The sequence below is a fragment of the Actinomadura logoneensis genome, from assembly GCF_003428695.1.
In the GTDB taxonomy this organism is placed as follows: Bacteria; Actinomycetota; Actinomycetes; order Streptosporangiales; family Streptosporangiaceae; genus Spirillospora; species Spirillospora logoneensis.
The window spans coordinates 1-19,458 of the sequence record NZ_QURH01000144.1; the positions used below are offsets into that span (position 1 = coordinate 1).

The 19,458-nt window shown below is 73.5% G+C and carries 17 protein-coding genes and 1 pseudogene; 13 read left to right on the plus strand and 5 right to left on the minus strand.

Annotated elements, in window-relative coordinates; genetic code table 11:
- Positions 1–257 precede the first annotated feature (257 nt).
- Positions 258–1,169: a cyclase family protein gene (locus DZF91_RS07445; RefSeq protein ID WP_117356768.1), complete on the minus strand. Its 912-nt coding sequence runs from the start codon at positions 1,167–1,169 to the stop codon at positions 258–260.
- A 37-nt stretch (positions 1,170–1,206) separates the two neighbouring features.
- Between DZF91_RS07445 and DZF91_RS07450 the strand changes: the two genes are divergently transcribed.
- Positions 1,207–2,400 (plus strand): serine hydrolase domain-containing protein, encoded by a 1,194-nt coding sequence (locus DZF91_RS07450; protein WP_117356745.1) that lies wholly within the window; start codon positions 1,207–1,209, stop codon positions 2,398–2,400.
- 77 nt (positions 2,401–2,477) lie between these two features.
- Here DZF91_RS07450 and DZF91_RS07455 read toward each other — a convergent pair whose 3' ends face one another.
- Together DZF91_RS07455 and DZF91_RS07460 are read right to left on the minus strand one after the other, a co-directional pair.
- Entirely contained in the window at positions 2,478–3,212 is a 735-nt protein-coding gene (locus DZF91_RS07455; RefSeq protein WP_117356746.1) for an SDR family NAD(P)-dependent oxidoreductase, read from the minus strand.
- Entirely contained in the window at positions 3,212–3,835 is a 624-nt protein-coding gene (locus tag DZF91_RS07460; protein ID WP_117356747.1) for a cysteine hydrolase family protein, read from the minus strand. Before DZF91_RS07460 ends, DZF91_RS07455 begins: the two co-directional genes overlap by 1 nt.
- A gap of 79 nt (positions 3,836–3,914) precedes the next feature.
- Here DZF91_RS07460 and DZF91_RS07465 point away from each other — a divergent pair, with 79 nt between their 5' ends.
- The 6 genes from DZF91_RS07465 (at position 3,915) to DZF91_RS07490 (ending at position 10,016) form a co-directional block, all read left to right on the plus strand.
- Positions 3,915–4,598, plus strand: coding sequence for an endonuclease V (locus DZF91_RS07465; RefSeq protein ID WP_117356748.1), 684 nt, complete (start codon positions 3,915–3,917; stop codon positions 4,596–4,598).
- A gap of 90 nt (positions 4,599–4,688) precedes the next feature.
- Positions 4,689–5,087: a Zn-ribbon domain-containing OB-fold protein gene (locus DZF91_RS07470; protein ID WP_117356749.1), complete on the plus strand. Its 399-nt coding sequence runs from the start codon at positions 4,689–4,691 to the stop codon at positions 5,085–5,087.
- The gene (locus DZF91_RS07475; protein ID WP_117356750.1) at positions 5,084–5,434 is read left to right on the plus strand and encodes a VOC family protein; all 351 of its coding nucleotides are present in this window, start codon (positions 5,084–5,086) and stop codon (positions 5,432–5,434) included. Before DZF91_RS07470 ends, DZF91_RS07475 begins: the two co-directional genes overlap by 4 nt.
- A 111-nt stretch (positions 5,435–5,545) precedes the next feature.
- Positions 5,546–7,129: a class I adenylate-forming enzyme family protein gene (locus tag DZF91_RS07480; RefSeq protein ID WP_199486482.1), complete on the plus strand. Its 1,584-nt coding sequence runs from the start codon at positions 5,546–5,548 to the stop codon at positions 7,127–7,129.
- A 39-nt stretch (positions 7,130–7,168) separates the two neighbouring features.
- Entirely contained in the window at positions 7,169–9,268 is a 2,100-nt protein-coding gene (locus tag DZF91_RS07485) for an acetate--CoA ligase family protein (RefSeq protein ID WP_117356751.1), read from the plus strand.
- On the plus strand, positions 9,255–10,016 hold the full coding sequence (locus DZF91_RS07490) for a glucose 1-dehydrogenase (protein ID WP_117356752.1): 762 nt from the start codon (positions 9,255–9,257) through the stop codon (positions 10,014–10,016). Before DZF91_RS07485 ends, DZF91_RS07490 begins: the two co-directional genes overlap by 14 nt.
- Here DZF91_RS07490 and DZF91_RS07495 read toward each other — a convergent pair.
- Positions 9,997–11,412: pseudogene (locus DZF91_RS07495) on the minus strand (amidase); the annotation flags it as partial. The gene DZF91_RS07490 and the pseudogene DZF91_RS07495 overlap by 20 nt on opposite strands.
- Before the next feature lie 74 nt (positions 11,413–11,486).
- Between DZF91_RS07495 and DZF91_RS07500 the strand changes: the two are divergent.
- The 6 genes from DZF91_RS07500 (at position 11,487) to DZF91_RS07525 (ending at position 18,892) form a co-directional block, all read left to right on the plus strand.
- Positions 11,487–12,047 (plus strand): TetR/AcrR family transcriptional regulator, encoded by a 561-nt coding sequence (locus DZF91_RS07500; protein ID WP_117356754.1) that lies wholly within the window; start codon positions 11,487–11,489, stop codon positions 12,045–12,047.
- Positions 12,048–12,168: 121 nt separating this feature from the next.
- Complete coding sequence (locus tag DZF91_RS07505) at positions 12,169–12,801, plus strand: cellulose binding domain-containing protein (RefSeq protein ID WP_117356755.1); 633 nt, start codon at positions 12,169–12,171, stop codon at positions 12,799–12,801.
- A gap of 52 nt (positions 12,802–12,853) precedes the next feature.
- Positions 12,854–14,368, plus strand: coding sequence for a site-specific integrase (locus DZF91_RS07510; RefSeq protein ID WP_117356756.1), 1,515 nt, complete (start codon positions 12,854–12,856; stop codon positions 14,366–14,368).
- Positions 14,365–16,284 (plus strand): hypothetical protein, encoded by a 1,920-nt coding sequence (locus tag DZF91_RS39550; RefSeq protein ID WP_158587873.1) that lies wholly within the window; start codon positions 14,365–14,367, stop codon positions 16,282–16,284. The genes DZF91_RS07510 and DZF91_RS39550 overlap by 4 nt, the downstream gene beginning before the upstream one ends.
- Positions 16,285–16,349: 65 nt before the next feature.
- Positions 16,350–18,458 (plus strand): hypothetical protein, encoded by a 2,109-nt coding sequence (locus DZF91_RS41010; protein ID WP_199486483.1) that lies wholly within the window; start codon positions 16,350–16,352, stop codon positions 18,456–18,458.
- Entirely contained in the window at positions 18,455–18,892 is a 438-nt protein-coding gene (locus DZF91_RS07525) for a hypothetical protein (RefSeq protein WP_117356757.1), read from the plus strand. The genes DZF91_RS41010 and DZF91_RS07525 overlap by 4 nt, the downstream gene beginning before the upstream one ends.
- A gap of 257 nt (positions 18,893–19,149) precedes the next feature.
- Here DZF91_RS07525 and DZF91_RS07530 read toward each other — a convergent pair whose 3' ends face one another.
- On the minus strand, positions 19,150–19,425 hold the full coding sequence (locus tag DZF91_RS07530) for a hypothetical protein (RefSeq protein WP_117356758.1): 276 nt from the start codon (positions 19,423–19,425) through the stop codon (positions 19,150–19,152).
- Between the last annotated feature and the right edge of the window lie 33 nt (positions 19,426–19,458).

Genomic DNA, 19,458 nt, shown 5'->3' on the forward strand with positions numbered 1-19,458 from the left:
GGCCGGGCCGGTGGCGTTCCGGGGCGGGCCGGCGCCGCGGCGGCGACTCCGGCGCCGGTGAGGGAGACGGTCGCGGCGACGAGCGCCCCGGCCGCACCGGCGGTCACGAGTCTGCGCATCGGTGTCCTCCTTGCTCTGGGGGATGGACCTTCGCAAGGCTCGCCGCAAACGATCACCGGTCGGTCACTTTTGGGTGGCCATAGAGCGAATGTTCAGCCACCTCCCAGAAAGGCGCGTTCGCTCCGCGGTCAGCGGGCTCACAGGACGGCGACGGGGGTGACCGGGCTGGCGGTGCCGCCCTCGATCCGCAGCGGGGCGGCCACGAACAGGAAGTCCGTCCGGGAGGCGGCGGCCAGTTCCTCCAGCCACAGCATCTCGAGCAGCGGGACGCCGTGCCGCCACAGCAGGATCATGTGCAGGTCGTCGGCGAGCTCCTCGTCGGCGAGCTGGCGCTCGTTGAGGCCGCCGATCGCCGCGTTGTCGGACGCGACCGCGCAGACGTCGCGCGCGGCGAGCCAGCGCCCCGCGCCGGCGGACAGCCCCGGCTGCCCGCTCCAGTAGGCGTCGGGGCCGTCCGCCCAGGTCAGCGGCCATCCGGTGCGGACCACCGCCACGTCGCCGGGCCGGAGCTCCACCCCGCACGCCTCCAGGTCCTCGGGGGTGATCCGGTCGGTCGCCGCCAGGTGCTCGACGCCGCGCAGGCGCGGGACGTCGAACAGGACGCCCCGCGCGACGACGGGCCCGGCCTTGTCGATCCCGCAGCGGCCCGCGCCGTAGGAGCGGACGCGGTCCGCCGGATGCCCGTTGTAAAGCTCGTCGCCCGACCACATGTGGCACAGGGCGTCCATGTGCGTCGTGGTGCCGTGCGGGGTCACGACGAGCGCGTCGTCCGCCATCTTCAGGCCCGCGCCGATCGCCCGCGTGCCCGCCGCGTAGTCGCCGCCGTCCACGGACATGAAGTGCTGCGGCAGCGGACGTCCGCGCAGGTGCGGGACCGTCGTCGGCGCGGGCGAGGACGTCGCGCCGCGGATCGGCAGCGACAGGCCGAGCACCCGTCCCTCCCGGACGCAGGACGCCGCCGCCAGGACCGTCTCCGGGGTCAGCAGGTTCAGCGCGCCGCGCTCGTCGGCGGCACCCCACCGTCCCCAGTTGTTCGGTTCATCGAGCATCATTCGGTTCAGACCCTTCCGAGGAGAGGACGCCCCCATGACGACCGCGCAGGGAACGAGCGAGCGGCGACCGCCGGTTCAGGGCCACTGCGATCCGGCCTTCGCCGCCGTCCGGGACGTGTTCGAGCGGAACTTCGCCGAGGGGCGCGAGGTCGGCGCGGCCGTGGCGGTCTACGCCGGGGGCCGCAAGGTCGTGGACCTGTGGGGCGGCCTCGCCGACCGCCGCACCGGACGCGAGTGGCGGGAGGACACTCCCGCGTTCGGCTTCTCCTGCACCAAGGCGCTGACCGCCGCGGCGGCCCTGCTGCTCGCCGAGCGCGGCGCGTTCGAGTGGGACGCGCCGGTCACCGGGTGGTGGCCCGGTTTCGGCGTCCACGGCAAGGAGGCGGCGACCAACGAGCACCTGTTCACGCACCAGGTGGGGCTGCCCGCGTTCGCGCGTCCGGTGACGGCCGAGGAGGCGGCCGACGCGGAGGCGCGCGCCGCGGAGCTGGCCGCGCAGGAGCCGGAGTGGAAGTCCGGCACCGCGCACGGCTACCACGCGCTGACCTACGGCTGGCTGGCCGGGCACCTGGTCCGCCACCACGCGGGGATGCCCGCCGGGGAGTTCGTCAAGAAGGAGTTCGCGCCGGACCTGGACCTGTGGATCGGCGCGCCCGACGAGGTGATCGAGCGGGCCGCGAGGCTGACCAACGTGCGCGGCGTCCGCGACGAGGACGGGCCGCGCGCGGTGGACGACGACGCGCGGATCGACCGCCTCGCCCGGTCCTACCTGGACGCGGGCAGCCGGATGAACCGGTCGGTGAACAACCCGAGCCCGGGGAAGGGCGGGTTCAACAACCCGGTCGTGCTGCGCGCGGGCTGGCCGTCCGCCGGGATGCTCGCGACCGCGCGGGCGTTCGGCGCGTTCTACGCGAACCTGCTCGCGGGCCGGTACGTCCGCCCGGAGACGCTGCGCGAGGGCGTCCGGACGCGCGTGCGCGGCGAGGACCTGACCCTCACGGTGGACAGCGCGTTCGGCCTCGGCTTCATGCGCCCGTCGATGACGTTCTTCACGCCCGAGGCGGGACGGGACTCGGCGTTCGGGCACACCGGCGCGGGCGGCGCGCTCGGCCTCGCCGACCTCGACGCGGACCTGGCCTTCGCCTACCTGCCGAACCGCATGGGCGACCAGCTCACGGGCGACCTGCGCGCGTACCGCCTGGCCGAGGCCGCGTACGCCGCCCTGTAGCGGGGCCACCGCCTCCGCGCCGGTCATGGCGTCCCAGCCGGTCATGGCGTCCCGGCCGGCCATCGCCTCCGCGCCGGTCACTGCATCGTGATCCCGCCGCTCACCGAGATCGTCTGCCCGGTGATGTAGGCGGCGCGGTCGGTGCAGAGGAACGCAACGATCCCCGCGATGTCGGACGGGCGGCCGATGCGGCGCATCGGGATCTGCCGGGCGAGCTTGTCCAGCAGGTCCGGGTGCCGCTCGGCCACCTGCCGGACCATGGGCGTGTCGGTCGGGCCCGGGCAGACGACGTTGCTGGTGACGCCGCCGCGCGCGGCCTCGCGGGCGAGGGACTTGGCGAGCCCGAACAGCCCGGCCTTGGTGGCGGCGTACGCGCCCTCGCCGCCGGACCCGGCGCGCGCGCCGTCGGAGGACACGAACACCAGGCGGCCGTGGCCGCGTTCGGCCATGGCGGGCAGCAGGGCCCGGGTGAGCTGCATGGGGGCGCGCAGGTTGACCTTCCACATGAGGTCCCAGTGCGCGGGGTCGCTCTCGGTGAACGGTTCGACGATGCTGACGCCCGCGTTGTGGACGAGGATGTCGACCGGTCCGGCGGCGTCGGTGAACGCGTCCACGGACGCGGGGTCGGCGAGGTCCACCGGCAGGGCCGTCCCGCCGAACGCCTCGGCGGTCTCGGCGGCGGCCCCGGCGGCGAGGTCGGCGACGATGACGTGCGCGCCGAGCGCCGCGAGGTCGGCGCAGATCGCGCGGCCGATACCGCCCGCGCCGCCGGTCACGACGGCGACGCGCCGGGAGAGGTCCAGGCCGTCCATCAGCCCTCCCAGGCGCGGACCAGGTCGCCGGCGGTGGCGCGCGCGGCGAGCAGCGGGATCGTGTGGGCGAGGACGGCGTCCCCGTACTCGGCGGGCGTGCCGGCGACGGCGTCCGTGACGCAGACGACCCGGTAGCCGAGGTTCACCGCCTCCAGGCACAGGCCCGGGATGCCGAGATTGAGCGACAGTCCCGCCGCGACGACCGTGGTGACGCCGAGCGAGCGCAGCGTCATGTCCAGGGACGTCCCGGTGAACGGCGAGAACCCGTGGTAGCGGCGGGACTCCAGGTCGGACGGGTCGGACAGCTCGGGCAGCACCTCGACGGCGCCCGTCCCCTCCAGCATGTGCGCGGGGTCCCGGAGCAGCGCGCGCAGGAACGGCGAGTTGCCGGTGTGGCTGCCCGCCCGGTCGGCCCGGAACGCGGCCGTGCAGTGCACGACGCGCACCCCGGCCGCGCGGGCCGCCGCGGCGACGCGGGCCGCGTTGGCCGTCACGCCGCGCTCGGCGCAGGTCTTCGCCAGGTCGGGGAAGCGGGCCAGGTCGCCCGCGACGCCGCGCTGCATCTCCATGACGAGCAGCGCGGTGCGGGCGGGGGCCGCGAGGTCGGTGAGATCGGTCGGCACCCGTCCAGGCTAGACGACCTAGCATTTGCTTGGGTAGCGGCGAGGCGCGGTCGCCCGCGGCGGCGCTACGGTTTCCGGCATGGAGATCATGGTTCCGCACCCCTGGCCGTCCACGCCGCCCGAGGCGGAGGCGATCCAGAACGAGCTGCGCGGACGCGTGGAGCCCGCCGGCTCGGTCACGCCCCGGACCGTCGCCGGGCTGGACGTCTCCTACGCGGGCGACGGCGGCGGCGACCGCGCGCGCGTGGCCGCGGCGGCCGTGGTCCTGGACGCGGAGACGCTGGAGGTCGTGGCCGAGTCGGTCGCGGTCGGGACGTCCGACTTCCCGTACGTCCCGGGCCTGTTCGCGTTCCGCGAGCTGCCGACGCTGGTCGAGGCGCTGCGCGGCCTGGACGCCACGCCCGACCTGCTGGTCTGCGACGGGTACGGCCTCGCCCACCCGCGCCGCTTCGGGCTGGCGTGCCACGTCGGGGTCATCACCGGCCTGCCGACGATCGGCGTCGCCAAGACCGCGTTCGTCGGCACGTACGAGCAGCCCGGCCCCAAGCGCGGCGACCGGTCCCCGCTGCTGCTGGACGGAGTCGAGGTCGGGCGCGTCCTGCGCACCCAGGACGGCGTGAAGCCCGTGTTCGTCTCCGTCGGCCACCGCGTCGGGCTGGACGAGGCGTGCCGGCTCACGCTCGCGCTCGCGCCGCGCTTCCGCCTGCCCGAGACCACCCGCCGGGCCGACCGCCTCTCCCGCGACCGCCTCGCCACCGTCTGAACCCGGACGCCGACCGGGATCGGGGAGCGACGGTGAGACGGCGGTCCACACCCTTGTCCACCAACCAAGCGTGCGCTAGTTTGGGCGGCGATGGACGACCAGCGCCCCGCCCCGCGGCCGAGCCCGCTGACCCAGCCCTACTGGGCGGCCTGCGGGCGCGGTGAGCTGGCGCTCCAGCGCTGCGCCGGATGCCGCCGGTTCGTGCACTTCCCCGAGCCGCGCTGCCCCTACTGCGGCGGCGCGGACCTGGCGTTCGAGGCGGTCTCCGGTCACGGCGAGGTGCACACCTTCACCGTCGTCCACCGCTCGTTCCTCCCCGGTTTCCCACCGCCGTACACCGTCGCCTGGGTGGACCTGCCCGAGGGCGCGCGCGTCTTCGGCGACCTCACCGGCTGCCCGCCCGGGGACGTCCGGATCGGCATGCCGGTCCGGGTCCACTTCGCCGAGCTGCCCGGCTTCGGGCCGATCCCCCACTGGAGCCCCGCATGACCGAACCGCCGCACCTCGGCAACGTGCTCTACCCGGCGCAGGACGTCGAGCGGGCCGTCGCCTTCTACCGGGACGAGCTGGGCCTCACGCTCAAGTTCCAGGACGGGGGGCGGTTCGCCGCGTTCGAGGGCGGCGGCACCACGTTCGCGATCGCCGGATCCGAGGAGGACGTCACCGGCGGCACCCCCGCCGCGTCCTTCAAGGTCGAGGACGTCGCGGCCACGGCGGAGCGGCTGGCCGCCGCCGGGGCGGCGCTCGTCCGGGGGCCCGAGGAGGGGCCGCACGAGGTCCGCGCCGTCCTCCGCGACCCCGCCGGAAACCTGTTCGTCCTGTACGGCTCCCGCTGACCCCGGCCGGTCCCGGCCCGCCGGGCCCGGCCGCTCCCGTTCACCGCCCTTCGCCTCCCGCCGTCCGCCCCGCATCCCATCCCCTCCCGCCTGAGCCGAAGGAGCCGAGCCGTGGCGCGAGAGAACAGTCCTTCCAGCAGCGACTTCAGCAACTACGCCCACGCCGTCCTGACCGCCAACGCCATGCGCACGCCGGACAAGACGGCGCTGACGTACTGTGGCGAGCAGAGCTTCACCTACGACCAGCTCAACCGGCGGGTCAACCGCGTCGCGCACGCGCTGCTCGCCGCCGGGGTCACGCCCGGGACGCGCGTCGCGTCCCTGATGAACGAGACCCTGCACGTCGCCGAGGTGTACCTCGCACAGATGAAGATCGGCTCGGTGGTCGCCGCGCTGAACCCCTACTGGCCCGCCGACACGCTCCGCCAGGTCGTCGAGCACTCCGAGTGCACCGCGTTCGTCTACGACGCGACGGTCGAGGGGCTGGTGGAACAGATCCGGCCCGACCTGCCGAACGTGAAGCTGTGGCTGCGGGTCGGCGGCGCGGCGGGCGACACCGTGGACCTCGACGCCCTCGCCGCGGACGCGGCCGAGGCGGAGCCGCCGCTCGGCGGGTTCGGCAACGACCTGCTCGCGCTGTTCTACACCTCCGGGACGACCGGCCTGCCGAAGGCGGTCATGCACACCCACTTCTCGTCGCTGGCGTCCGCGCAGATCTGGCTGGACGTCGAGCACGGCCCGGACTCGGTGATGGGCACCGGCGCGATCATCTGGGGCATCGGCTTCCCGGCGCTGGTCGGACCGGCGTTCTACGCGGGCATGACGCTGGTGCTGGAACAGGACTGGGGCCCGGCGAACTTCCTCAGAGTCGTCCCGCGCGAGCGGGTCACGCACGTCTCGCTGATCCCGAGCTTCTTCTCCGCGCTGCTCGGCTCGGACGACCACGAGCGCGTGGACCTGTCGTCGCTGAAGGCGATCGTGCTCGGCGGCGAGCCGCTGCTCCCGGCGCTGCGCGAGCGCATCCTCGACCGGGTTCCCGGCGCGGCGATCTACAGCTACTACGGCCAGACCGAGGCCCCCTACACCTGCTTCGGGCGGCAGGACGACGGCAGCCAGGACATCGCCTCGGTCGGCCGCGCCCGCACGTCCTGCGCGGTGCGGATCACCGACCCGAACGGGCGGCGGGTGGTGGACGAGGTCGGCGAGATCAACCTCGCCGGGCCGAACCTGATGGTCGGCTACGACAAGCTGCCCGACAAGACCGCCGACGTGCTGCGCGACGGCTGGTACGTGGGCGGCGACCTGGGCCGCATGGACGCGGACGGCTTCGTGCACGTGCTCGGACGCCGCGAGGACGCGATCCTCAAGGGCGGCCAGTGGACCCAGCCCGTCCAGATCGAGGAGGCGGCGGTCGAGCTCGACGGGGTCGCCGAGGCGGGCGCGGTCGGCGTCCCGGCGCATCCGGAGGGGCAGGACGCGGTGGAGCAGCGGGTGCTGCTCGCGGTCGTCCCGCGCGCGGGCGCGGAGCTCACCGGGGACGCCGTGAAGGCGGCGCTCGCCGAGCGCCTGCCCGCCCACCGGCGGCCCGACGCGGTGGTCGTCACCGACGGGCTCCCGCACACGCAGGACGCGTCGGGCGGTCCCGGCAAGCTGCTGCGCCGCGGCATCCGCGACGCCTACGCCGACCGGATCTGACCGCCCTTCCCAGCACATCGCCGGTCGTCGAGGAGGACTGTGAGCCACGTTCCCGAACACCAGGTCAAGGCGTGGATCTCCGGTTTCGGGGTGCGCGTGCCGCGCGGCGCCACCGCGAGCGCCCCCGCCGAGGTGGGGGCCGCAGCGGCCGGGCTCACGCCGCCGCTGGTCGTGAAGGCGTTCGGCCCGGGGCTGCTCCACAAGAGCGACGCGGGCGCGGTGCGGCTGGGGCTCGGGTCCCCGGGGACGGCCGCGGAGGCGGCCACGCAGATGCACCGCGCGCTCGCGGACAAGGGCATCGTCCCGGCCGGGTTCCTGGTCGAGGAGCAGGCGGAGCCGGGCGTGGAGGTGATCGTCGGCGCGGTGCGCGACCCGGCGTTCGGTCCCGTCCTGGTGGCCGGGCTCGGCGGCGTCTGGACCGAGGTGCTGCGCGACACCGCCCTTCGGCTCGCCCCGATCACCGCGGACGACGCCCGAGCGATGCTCGCCGAGCTGCGCGGCTCCGCCCTGCTGGACGGCTTCCGGGGCCGTCCAGCGGTGGACCGGGACGCGCTGGTCGGGGTGCTGCTCGCGATGAGCGACATGGTCACGGCCCTGGGCGCGGAGTTCGAGGAGTTCGAGCTCAACCCGGTGATCTGCGGGCCGGCCGGGGCGGTGGCCGTGGACGCGCGCCTCGTGGGAGGGGACGCCCCGGCCCTGCCCGCGCCCGGCGGGACCGAAACGGCGGCTGCCTCGCGGCACGAGGGGCCGGTCACCGACTTCGACCGCCTCTTCGCGCCGCGCGGCGTCGCGGTCGTGGGGGCGTCCACGAAGCGGCCGAACTTCGGGAACATGTTCCTCACCTTCTACCGGGCCGCCGGCTACCAGGGGCGGCTCGTCACCGTCCATCCGTCGGCCGAGGAGATCGACGGCGTGCCGTGCGTCCCGTCACTGGCCGGGGCGGACGTGGACTACGCGCTGGTCGCCGTCCCCGCCAAGCAGTGCGCCGAGGTCGTCCGGCAGGCGGCCGGGGTGCCGTTCGTGCAGGTCATGAGCGGCGGGTTCGGCGAGATGGGCGAGCCGGAGCTGGAGGCCGACCTCGCCGAGGCGGCGCGCGAGGCGGGCGTCCGGCTGCTCGGCCCGAACTGCATGGGCGTCTACTCGCCCGCGGGCGGGCAGACGTTCCTCGGCGGCGAGCCCGGCCGCCCGGGGCGGATCGCCGTCATCTCGCAGAGCGGCGGGCTGGCGGGCGAGGTGGTCAAGGTCGGCGAGCGGCGTGGGCTCGCGTTCTCCAAGGTCGCGACGGTCGGCAACAGCCTGGACGTCACCCCCGCCGAGCTGCTGCGGTACCTCGCCGCCGACGACGGGACGTCCGCGATCGGCCTGTACCTGGAGGACCCGCGCGACGGACGCGGCCTGTTCGAGGCGCTGCGCGCGGCGGGACGGCCGGTCGTCGCGCTGGTCGGCGGGCGCAGCGAGCAGGGCCGGACGGCCGCCGCCTCGCACACCGGCGGGATGATCGGCGACGACCGGATCTGGACCGCGCTCGGCGTCCAGACCCGGACCGCGGTCGTCCGGAGCCAGGACGACCTGATCGGCGCGCTCGACGCCCTCGACCTGCACGGCCACCGCACGGTGCGCGGGGACGGCGTGCTGGTGATCGGGCCGAGCGGCGGCGCGAGCGTGCTCGCCGCCGACGTGTTCGACGGCGCGTCCCTGGCCCTGCCGGGTTTCCCGGGCGCGGCCGTGGACGCCCTGCGCGCCCTCGGACTCGGCGCGGGCAGCTCGCTCGCGAACCCCCTGGAGATCCCGGTCGGACCGCGCGGGAACCCCGACCTGGTGCGGGACGCCGTGGCGGCGATCCTGGCGCACCGCGCGTTCTCCGACGTCGTCGCGCACGTCAACGTGCAGAGCTTCTTCACGTTCGGGGACAGCGCCGACCCGCTCGTGGCCTACACGCGCGCGGTCGGACGGCTCCAGGCGGAGACCCCGGACACCCGGATCACCCTGGTCGTCCGGAACGCCGAGTGCGCGCCACCGGGCGTGGAGGACCGGGTGCGGGCCGTCGCACGGGCGGCGGGCGTGCCGGTCTACCGGAGCATGGAGGCCGCCGCGAGCGCGGTGGCCGCGATGAGGAGGACCCTCGATGGGACGTCTTGACGGCAAGGTCGCGATCGTCACCGGCGGCGCGCGCGGGATGGGCAAGTCGCACGTGCGGCGGTTCGTGGACGAGGGCGCGCGCGTGGTGTTCGGCGACGTCCTGGACGACCTCGGCGCCAAGCTCGCCGCCGACCTCGGGGACGCCGTCCGGTTCGTCCGGATGGACGTGACGAGCCCCGACGACTGGGCGACCGCGGTGCGGACGGCCGTCGAGTCCTTCGGCGGGCTGCACGTGCTGGTCAACAACGCGGGCATCCTCAAGCACAAGACCATCGAGGAGATGACGCTCGACGAGGCGCGGGCGATCATCGAGGTGAACCTGCTCGGCCAGTGGCAGGGCGTGAAGGCCGTGACGGCGGCGATGCGCGAGTCCGGCGGCGGGTCGATCGTCAACGTGTCGTCCACCGAGGGCTTCATCGGCGCGTCGGGGCTGGCGGCCTACAGCGCGTCGAAGTTCGGCGTGCGCGGGCTGACGAAGGCGGCGGCGCGGGAGCTGGGCCGGTACGGCATCCGGGTGAACTCCATCCACCCGGGCGCGATCGTCACCGGCATGTCGATGCAGCAGGACGTGATCGACGCGACGGCCGCCCGCGCGGACGCCCTGATCGAGGGCCTTCCGCTCGGCCGGCTCGGCAACTCGCGCGAGGTGTCCGGGCTGGTGGTCTACCTGGCCTCGGACGAGTCGTCCTACTGCACCGGCAGCGAGGTCCTGGTGGACGGCGGGCTGGTCACCGGGTCGGGATACTGACCGCCGCCTCGGCCGGACGCCGGTCGGCCCAGCGCTCCACCGACTCCAGCTGCGCGGCGAGCGAGATCAGCGTCGCCTCGTCGGAGTCGTGGCCGAGCAGCTGCGCGCCGATCGGCAGGCCGTCGCGGCTGAACCCGGCGGGGACGTTCACGCCCGGCCAGCCGAGCACGTTCCACGTCCAGGCGTAGGGGCAGGCGGCGGCGACGCCCGACTGCGTCCGCTGGTAGCCGGCGCCCTCGAACGCACCGACCCTCAGCGGGAGCTGCGCGGTCGTCGGGGTGAGGACGACGTCGGCGGTCTCGAAGATCCGTCCGACCCGGCGGCGGAAGTACGGGTCGAGGCGGCGGGCGAGCGGCAGCAGGCGGCGCCCGGCGATCCGCCCGATCCGCGCCTCCACCTCGGTGCGCGCCTCGGGGCGCGGGTTCGGCATGGCGTCCAGCCAGTCCGCGACGCCGGTCGTGCCGCGCGGCACCAGGCCCATGAAGATCGGCCCGTAGTCGGGGTCGGCGGGGAACACCTTGTGGCCGAGCGCGGTGAGCCGCCGCGCGAGCCGCTCGACCGCGAGCCGGATCTCCGGGTCGAGCCGGCCCGGCACGCCGAACGCGGTCCGGAACGAGACGGCGACGCGCAGCCGTCCGGGCTCGCGCCGGGCGGCCTCGGCGAACGGGGTGACGGGACGGTCGAGCTGGTAGGCGTCCTCGGGGTGGCTGCCGGTCAGGACGTCCAGCATCAGCGCGGCGTCCCCGACCGTGCGGGCGAGCGGCCCCCACACCGTGATGCCGTTGAACGGGTCGCGGTTCGGGAACGCCGACACGCGTCCGCGCTGCGGCTTGATGCCGACCAGGTGCGACCAGGCCGCCGGGATGCGGATCGAGCCCGCCCCGTCGGAGCCGACCGCCGCCGCGACCATGCCCGCCGCGACCGCCGCGGCGCTCCCGCCGGACGACCCGCCGGGCGTGCGGTCGGGGTTCCACGGGTTGCGCGCCCGGCCGAACCCCGGCGACTCGCTGAACGGCCAGAGCCCGATCTCGCAGGTCGTGGTCTTCCCGACGATGATCGCGCCCGCGGCGCGCAGCCGCCGGACGACCTCGGCGTCCTCGGTCGCGGGCCGGTGGTCGGCGAGCACCGCGAACGGCGTGGTCTCGCCCGCCAGGTCGGTGTCGTCCTTGATCGCGACGGGGACGCCGAGCAGCGGCAGCCGCTCCCCCGCCGCGAGCCGCCGGTCCGCCGCGTCCGCCTCGCGCCGCGCGGCCTCCTCCCGGACGACGCGGAACGCCTGCAGCGAGCCGAGCGCGTCGATCCGGGCGAGCGACCGCTCCACCAGCTCGCGGGACGACACGTCGCCGTCCGCCAGCAGCGCCGCCTGCTCCGCCAGACCGAGGAAGTCGTCCATCCGGGCCCCTCTCCGAGTATCGTTCGTTCGAACGAACGATAACCTCCGGCGTCCGGATGCGGAAGACTGGAGCCGCCATGACCACCACGCCGCGCGACCGGATGCTCCGCGCCACCCTCGACCTCATCGCCGAGCACGGCGTCGGGGCCGTGACCAACCGCGCCGTCGCGCGCGCCGCCGGCGTCTCGCTCGGTTCGCTGACCTACCACTTCCCCAGCCAGTCCGACCTGCTGCGGGAGTCGCTGGCCGCGTTCGTGGACGACGAGATCGCCCGCATCACCGCGCACGTCGACCGGCTGCGCGACGCGGGCGTGGACCCCGACCGCGCGGCCGACGAGGTGGAGAAGGCCATGGTCGGGTTCGCCACCGACCGCCGCCAGATCGCCAACCTCGAACTGCACCTGCACGCCGCCCGCGACCCGGAGGTCCGGGCCACCTCGGCCCGCTCGGTCGCCGCCTACGACCGGCTCGCCGCCGCGATCCTCACCGCGCTCGGCATCCCGGACGCCGCCCGGCACGCTCCCGCCGTGGTCTCGCTGCTGTACGGGCTGGCGGTGCGGCGGCTGGCGACCGGCGACGACTCGGCGGCCGGCACCGCCGACGCCCTGCGCACCGTCCTGCGCGGCCTGCTCCCCTGAGACCCGAACCGTCCCGAGGGGTTGCCGGACGCGGCGTCCCGGGTTAAAACGATTAGGAAACTTTCCTATTCTGCAAGGCCATCGGGGCCCGCCCGCGTCCCTCCTGCCCAGGGAGCTCCCCGTGCTCAGAGCCGCCTCGGCCGTCCTGCTGACGGCCCTGCTCGTCCTGCTCGGCGTCCCCGCCCACGCCGACACCGCCGCCTTCACCAAGGACTCCGAGTGGAGCGGCGGGTACACCGGCCGCTTCACCGTCACCAACACCGGAAACGCCCAGCTCACCGGCTGGACGGTCGGCTTCGACCTGCCGTCCGGGACGTCCGTCGGCTCCTACTGGGACGCCCTGCTCGCCCGCACCGGCGCCCACTACGAGTTCAGGAACCGCGAGTACAACGGCACCCTCGCCCCGGGCGCGTCCGCCAGCTTCGGCTGGGTCTCGTCCGGGACCGGGACGCCGCAGAACTGCACCCTCAACGGCCGGGCGTGCTCGGGCCCCGCCGACACCACGCCGCCGTCCGTCCCGTCCGGCCTCACCGTGAGCGGCGCGACCGGGACGTCCCTCAAGGTCTCCTGGAACCCGTCCACCGACGACACCGGCGTGGCGGGCTACGACCTCGTCCGCGACGCCGGCTCCCCCACGGCCGTCACGGGCACCTCGACCACGGTCACCGGGCTGTCGCCGAACACGACCTACTCCTTCAAGGTCCGCGCCCGCGACGCCGCCGGGAACGTCTCGGCCTACTCGGTGCTTCTCTAGCCGGTCGGCGTGTTGCGAGGTCTCGTGTTGCAGCAGGTGGCAGGGTCACCGGGTGCCGTGGGAGCTGTACTACTGCCGAGAAGAGCGTCTCGTCTCCGTCCTGGGTGATCCCCTTGTCATGCGGGCGGAGGCGGTGCTGCAGCGTGCCGCGCAACGGAGGAGGGAAGGTCAGCCGTTCCTGCTGTCGCCGTCGGGCCGTCCTGATCGTCGGATCAACGAGTGGTTCGCCTCGGTGGAGCTGCGGTCGTTGGCCCGTTCGACGTGGAGGAAGTACGCCACCTGTCTGCGGGTGTGGCTGAACTTCCTGGAATGTGTCGATACGGCTTGGGATGAGGCCACGCCGTCGCGGGTCGAGGATTTCAAGACGTGGCGCTTGCAGGATCCCGGCAATGACCGGCGGGTTCGGGCCGGCACGGTCCACACCGATCTGACGGTGTTGAAGCAGTTCTACGGCTGGGCGCAGCGCACGCATAGCGTGGCGTCGCCGGTCGTGATGCGGATGCTGTACGTTCCCGGTGCTGGGCGGGTGGAGCGTGTGGCGGCGGCGCCGGCGGCGGTTCGCGACAGTGACGTGAAGTGGTTCGATCCGCAGGGATATGCGCGTTACCGGGATCTTGGGCTGTTGGGCTTGACCGGCGAGGGGGCCGATGATCCGTCGTGGCGGGGGCGTAATCCGCAGCGTGACGCGGCGTTCGCCGAGGGCCTGTATGGGACGGGTCTGCGGTTGAGCGAGTGGGCGTCGGTGCTGGATGTGGAGTTGCCGTTTGATGATCCCGCGCGGCAGTACTGGACGTGCCGGTTGGCCGATGCGGTCGCCAAGGGGGGATATGGCCGCAGGTACTGGATGCCTCGGTCGGTGCTGACCGAGACGCTCAGCTACATCGAGGGGGAGCGGGCGGCGGCCGTGAGGCGTGCTCGTGCCGTCGGCCGCTATGAGCGGTTGGACGACGTGGTGGTGTTGGTGCGGGTGATGGGGCGGCGGCGGGTGCAGGTGCGCCGCCCGAGCGGGGGGTTGGAGACGGTGTCGCTGGATGTGCTCGCGCCGCGGGAGCGCGGCCGGCTGTTCTGGGAGAGCGGGGAGGGGCTGGAGCCGGTGGCGGTGTGGCTGAATGAGGACGGGATGCCGCGGGCGCCGCATGGGTGGCATCACACCTTCGCTACCGCCAACCGGCGGCTGGCGCGGATGGGGTTGGCCGGTTTCGCCGGTGCGCCGCACATGCTGCGGCATTCGTTCGCGCTGCGCTGGTTCGCGGTCGGCCGCATGATCTACGGGCAGCGGCTGGCGCACCTGTCGAGCGAGGAGACCAAGGATTTCCGCGCCGAGTTCGGCAGCACGTGGAGTTTGGTGCAGACCTTGCTGGGTCACCGGAACCCGCAGACGACGATGGCGGTGTATCTGGAGCCGTTCCGGTCGCTGGAGGTGGAGTTGCTGCTGGCGCACGCCGAGGGCGTCGCGGCGTCGGGGCTGCTGCGTGATCTGTTCGCAGGCGAGCCGCGGGTGCTGGGCGATCCGCTGGCGGAACCAGCGTCGGCGGGACGAGTAGGCGAGGGAGCCGGGCAGTGGTGAGCGGACGACGCTCAGCCGGCAGCTCGGCGGGCAGCTCGGTCGGCAGTTCGGCGGGACGCCCCGCCGAGCTGCCGCGGCCGGGCTGGGAACCGCCGCAGCGGGTGTTCATCGGCGGGGATGAGTGCCGTGTGCGGTTCTTTCCCGATCGCGGTGGTGCACCCTGTGATTTCGACTTCGGGGTCCTGCTGGTGAGCCGGCCCTTGCGGGTGGCGATGGCCAGGGGGTTCGACGCTCACGTCGGGCCGTCGGGGACTGTGGGTTCGGCGCTCAGCGCCGCCAACGTCTTTCGTGTGCTGCGAGGGTTCGCCGAGGTCGTCGCCGCGTGTGATCCGGTGCCGCGGACGCCGGGGGATCTGCAGCCGGTGCTGCTGGACCGGTATGCGCTCAAGCGCAGCTCCAAGGCCGGGCTGCCGTTCGAGATGGGCCTGTTGAAAGCGGTGCTGCGCCGGATGGACGGCTTGAACCCCAAGCTGGTCAACGCGCTGGCCGCGCCGACGACGATCGCCCGGCAGTTGGGCCGTCAACGAGGCAGCTATCCCGAGGATGAGGAGCGGCGGATTGTGCAGGCGGCGCGGGTGATGCTGCGGCAGGCGGCGGAGCGGATCGGCGGCAACCGCGAGCTGCTGGAGCGGTGGCGGGACAGCGACGCCTGCGTCGTTGCCGATGAGCGGCAAGCAGAGTACTGCCGGGTGCTGGACCTGGTGGACCGGACGGGTGTGCTGCCGCGGCAGAGCGCTGCGTCGTCTCGTCTGCCGCCGTGGGTCGCCCGGCACGGCAACCTCGAGGACCTCATGCACGCCCTGCACCCGCGCGGGTCCGAGCTCGCCGCCGGAGCCCTGCTGCTGGTGCGGATGACCGGCCACAACGGCAGCTCGATCTGCCAGGCGCCGGCCGCCCACCACCGGCCCGACGGGTTCGCCGGTGGGGCGGCGACCGCGGTGGTGGAGCTGGTGAAAGCCCGTCGCGGCACCCGCCGGTTCATGACGGTCGCGTTGAGTGATCTGCCCGTGTGGGCGCAGGCCCCGTCGCAGCGGGTGATGCTGTCGGGCCGGGATCAGCTGCACACCCCGTTCGGGGTGTACATGCTGTTGCTGGAGTTGACGGCGGCGGCGCGGCGGATCACCGGGGCGGACCGGCTGATGGTGTCGTGGTCGGTGACGGGCCGTCCCGGCCAGGGGTTCCGGGTGGGGCTGCGGACCTCGATCCTGGACGACGGCCAGTGGGCCACCGCGGCCGGTCTGCTGGAGCATCCGGCCGGCGGCGAGCCGCGGCCGCTGGAGGTGACCTTCGCGCGGATGCGCAAGACGCATCTGCAGCGCGAGCAGCGGCCGGTCGCGCACACCGAGGCCACGCTGGCCGACCAGTACCTGGCCAAAGACGGCACCGCGTTCGGCGACTACCAGCGGCTGGTCGCCGACGTGCTCGCCGAGCAGACCCGCACGGCCCGAGCGTTCGCCGCGATCACCTCACTATCCGAGCAGGACCTGGCGCAGGCTCGGCGCGATCCGCAGGCCGCGGCCCGCCGGCACGGGGTAAGTGTGGCGGCGTTGCACCGGCTGATCAGCGGTGAGGCCGACACGGTGCTGGCCGGCTGCGCCGATCCTGCCGCCGGCCCGTTCGCCCCGGCCGGGCAGCCGTGCACCGCCTCGTTCTTGAAATGTCTGGGATGCCCGTGCGCGCGGGCGCTACCGCGGCACCTGCCGGCGCAAACGGCCGCACTGCAGGCGTTGGAGGAACGGCGGACGCAGATGACACCGCTGGGGTGGGCGCGGCGGTTCGGCCGCCCGCACGCCCAGCTGTCCGATCTGCTCAGCCACGCCCCTGCCGCCGCGGTGGAGCAGGCACGATCCGCCATCACCGAACACGACCGCGGGCTGGTGGAACGCCTGCTGGCCGGAGAACTGGACCACGTGTGAACCCCTCATCGTCGCCCGCAGTCCCCGGCGATCCACCGGCTCGGTACCCGGGAACGGCCACGCCGGTGCTGCTCAACCGCACGCTGCGACCCGATGCCGACCCCGCTGGGTTGTCGGTGTTCGGTGATGCGCGCTGGAACCTGTCCCCGGCCATCTTCGAGGACCATTACACCACCATGACGATCGGGTTCAGCCGGATGCCTCACCGGTTCGTGCCGGCGGCCAAGCATTACCTGTGGGCGGAGTTGAACACCGAAAAACCACCGGCCCTCAAGCACGCCCGGATGAACCGGCTGTCGGTCTACACCCACATGGTGGTGGCCCGCCGCGTCCGGGCCTTCCTCACCTGGCTGGACGCCCGCGGGGTGGAGCGGCTCACCGATGTCACCGGCGCGCACTATGACGGCTTCGTCGCCGATCTGCTGGAGTCGTCCTATTCTCACAGTGACCGGGTCGACATCGTGAACGTGGTGCGCCGCATGTGGGTGTTCCGGGACCTGCTGCCGCTGCTGGTGCGGCTGCCCGAGCCGGTGCCGTGGGACGGGCACGACAGCCGCGCGCTGCTGGGCCGTTCTCCTCGCCGGCGGCGGATCGAGAACCGGACCCCGCGGATCGGGGCGGCGACGATGGAGCCGCTGCTGGCGTGGGCGCTGCGGTTCACCGAGGACTTCTCCGCCGACGTCATCGCCGCGGTGGGCGAGGTGCGGCCCTTCCACGGGCGGCGCGGCGCCGATCGCCGAGCCCGGTACCCGTACCGCAGCGGCAAGGGCCCGCACGGCGGCCTGTACCGCGACATCACCGCCCTGATCGAGCGGCTGCGCGCCGAGGATCGGCCGCTGCCGGGCCGCGTCGACGTCGACGGCCACCTCGAGTTGGACTGGGCGCATCTGGCGCGGTTGATGGACACCGCCCCGCAAGGGCTGCAGATCTCCCCGCACCGGGTGCTGTTCGCCGAGTCCGGCCTGCCGATCGTCGACGGCGCCCACCTCGATCACCGGGTATCGGGGCTGCTGGACGGGCGGCCGTGGCTGGAGGCGATCGACTACCACCAGGTGGAGGAGTTGACGCGGGTGCTGATCGGGGCGTGCGCGGTGGTGATCTGCTACCTGTCGGGCGCCCGGGTGGGTGAGGTGCTCACCCTGCGCCGCGGCTGCGTCGAGCACGACCCGGCCACCGGGCTGTGGCTGATGCACGGCCGCAAGTGGAAGGGCGCCCGCGACGGCCACGGAGCCAAGGTGCCCGAAGGGCAGATCCGTGAGCATCCCTGGGTGGTGGCCGAACCCGTCGCCCGCGCGGTCACCGCGCTGGAGCAGCTGCACGACAGCGACCTGCTGTTTTCGGCCGTGGTGCTGGGCAAGAAGCCCTCGGGCCGGGACCGGGCCCGCAGCACCGCCGAGATCGGCGAGACCATCACCGAGTTCATCGACTGGGTGAACGCCTACTGTCGGGCCCGCGGCCGCCGCGACCACGTCCCCGCCGACCCCGCCGGAACCATCACCCCCTCACGGTTCCGCCGGACGCTGGCGTGGTTCATCTGCCGCCGCCCGCGCGGCCTGGTCGCCTGCGCCCTGCAGTACGCGCATCTCCATGTGCACATGACCCTGGGCTACAGCGGCACCTACGCCTCGGGGTTCCCCGACGAGACCGCCCTGGAGCAATGGCTCACCCGGCTGGAGGATCTGCAGGACGCCGAGCGCCGGCTGCAGGCCGGCGAGCACATCAGCGGCCCGGCCGCCGACGCCTACCGGGCTCGTGTCTGCGGCGCCGGCGACCGGTTCGCCGGGCGGGTGATCCGCAGCGGACGCCAAGCCCGCTCAGTGCTGGCCAACCCGTCCCTGCAGATCTACCCCGGTCAGGGGATGACGTGCGTGTTCGACCCGTCCACGGCGCTGTGCCAGATGCGGGGCGCGCCCAGCGGCGACGAGCGCCGCACTCCCGACCTGGACGACTGCCGCCCGGCCTGCCGCAACATCGCCCGCACCGACCGCGATGTGCAGCACCTCCGCCGCCAAGCCGCGCGGCTACGGCTGCTGGTCGACGACCCGCTCAGCCCGGCGATCCGCCACGACCGTGAACGCCGCCGACTCGACGACCTCACCCAGATCATCACCGGTCATGTGCCCGGCCGCCCGCCCGACCACCTGGACGACCGTGCTCATGAGCAGGCCCGATGACCGGCCCCCAACCGCATGACGGACTGCGCCGCGAACTGCGCGCCGCCGCCGACCGGCTCATCGCCGGAACACCACTGCGCTCCAGCGGCAAACTCACGATCAGCGGCCTGGCCGCCGAGGCCGGCATCAAACGATGGGTCCTCACCCACCAGCACCCCGACCTCATGCGGCAATACCAGGCGGAATTCAAGACGCTCGGGAAAGTTCCCGCACCGCTGCAGGCCGCTCGTGAACAGATCAGCAAGCTGCGGGCAGACCTGGCCGCCGCGCGGGCCGACAAGCGGTACCTCACCGACCTGGTGAACACCTACGCAGCGATCATCCATGAGCTCGGCGACGACCTTGCGGAAACACAACGCCAACGCGATCAGGCCCGAGACGAACTCCGAACACGCCAGGCCGTGGTCACCCGCATCACTTCGAGGAATAGGTGAGACATCACTGACCTGCACGAATGCGTTTCGGCGAGCGGACGGTCGGCCTTTTGGGGGCGGCCGTCGGCGACCCCCGATCCAGCCGAGCTCTGGCCTGCGGATCCGTCCTTGGCGTAGCCACCCGTCAGCAGAGCCCCCGGAACCCCTGACGACGGTCAGCACTCCGAGCCGCAGTAGAGCGGACGCCATATGTGCACTTGCTAAGTACATGCCTTTCGTCTCGCTTCGACGAGTCCTTGCGGTAGCGGGGACAGGCGTCAACCGAGCGCGTCGCGAAGCTCCGTGACAGCCGCATCCGGGAAGGGGTACGGCCAGCCCGCGATCGCACCGCCCCGGCCCGAGGCCGCGCCGACCGCCTCGAATCCGCGCAGGAAGGCACCGATGAGCTCGCGGCGCAGCGCGACATGCCCCAGCACCGCCTCGCCTCGCACCGGCGCCCAGTCCGGCGCGGTGATCCAGGTGCTGATCGCGACCGTGTGCACGACCAGCGCGAGGTGATCGGACACCGCCGAGACGAAGTCCGGGAAGACCACTCAGCGAACTCTGGGGTGATTTCTTAATCAGCG

Coding starts and splice junctions, on each gene's coding strand:
- DZF91_RS07500 (WP_117356754.1), top strand. CDS start 11,487: ATGACCACCACGCCGCGCGACCGGATGCTCCGCGCCACCCTCGACCTC.
- DZF91_RS07445 (WP_117356768.1), bottom strand. CDS start 1,169: ATGCTCGATGAACCGAACAACTGGGGACGGTGGGGTGCCGCCGACGAG.
- DZF91_RS07475 (WP_117356750.1), top strand. CDS start 5,084: ATGACCGAACCGCCGCACCTCGGCAACGTGCTCTACCCGGCGCAGGAC.
- DZF91_RS07455 (WP_117356746.1), bottom strand. CDS start 3,212: ATGGACGGCCTGGACCTCTCCCGGCGCGTCGCCGTCGTGACCGGCGGC.
- DZF91_RS07470 (WP_117356749.1), top strand. CDS start 4,689: ATGGACGACCAGCGCCCCGCCCCGCGGCCGAGCCCGCTGACCCAGCCC.
- DZF91_RS07490 (WP_117356752.1), top strand. CDS start 9,255: ATGGGACGTCTTGACGGCAAGGTCGCGATCGTCACCGGCGGCGCGCGC.
- DZF91_RS07465 (WP_117356748.1), top strand. CDS start 3,915: ATGGAGATCATGGTTCCGCACCCCTGGCCGTCCACGCCGCCCGAGGCG.
- DZF91_RS07525 (WP_117356757.1), top strand. CDS start 18,455: ATGACCGGCCCCCAACCGCATGACGGACTGCGCCGCGAACTGCGCGCC.
- DZF91_RS07450 (WP_117356745.1), top strand. CDS start 1,207: ATGACGACCGCGCAGGGAACGAGCGAGCGGCGACCGCCGGTTCAGGGC.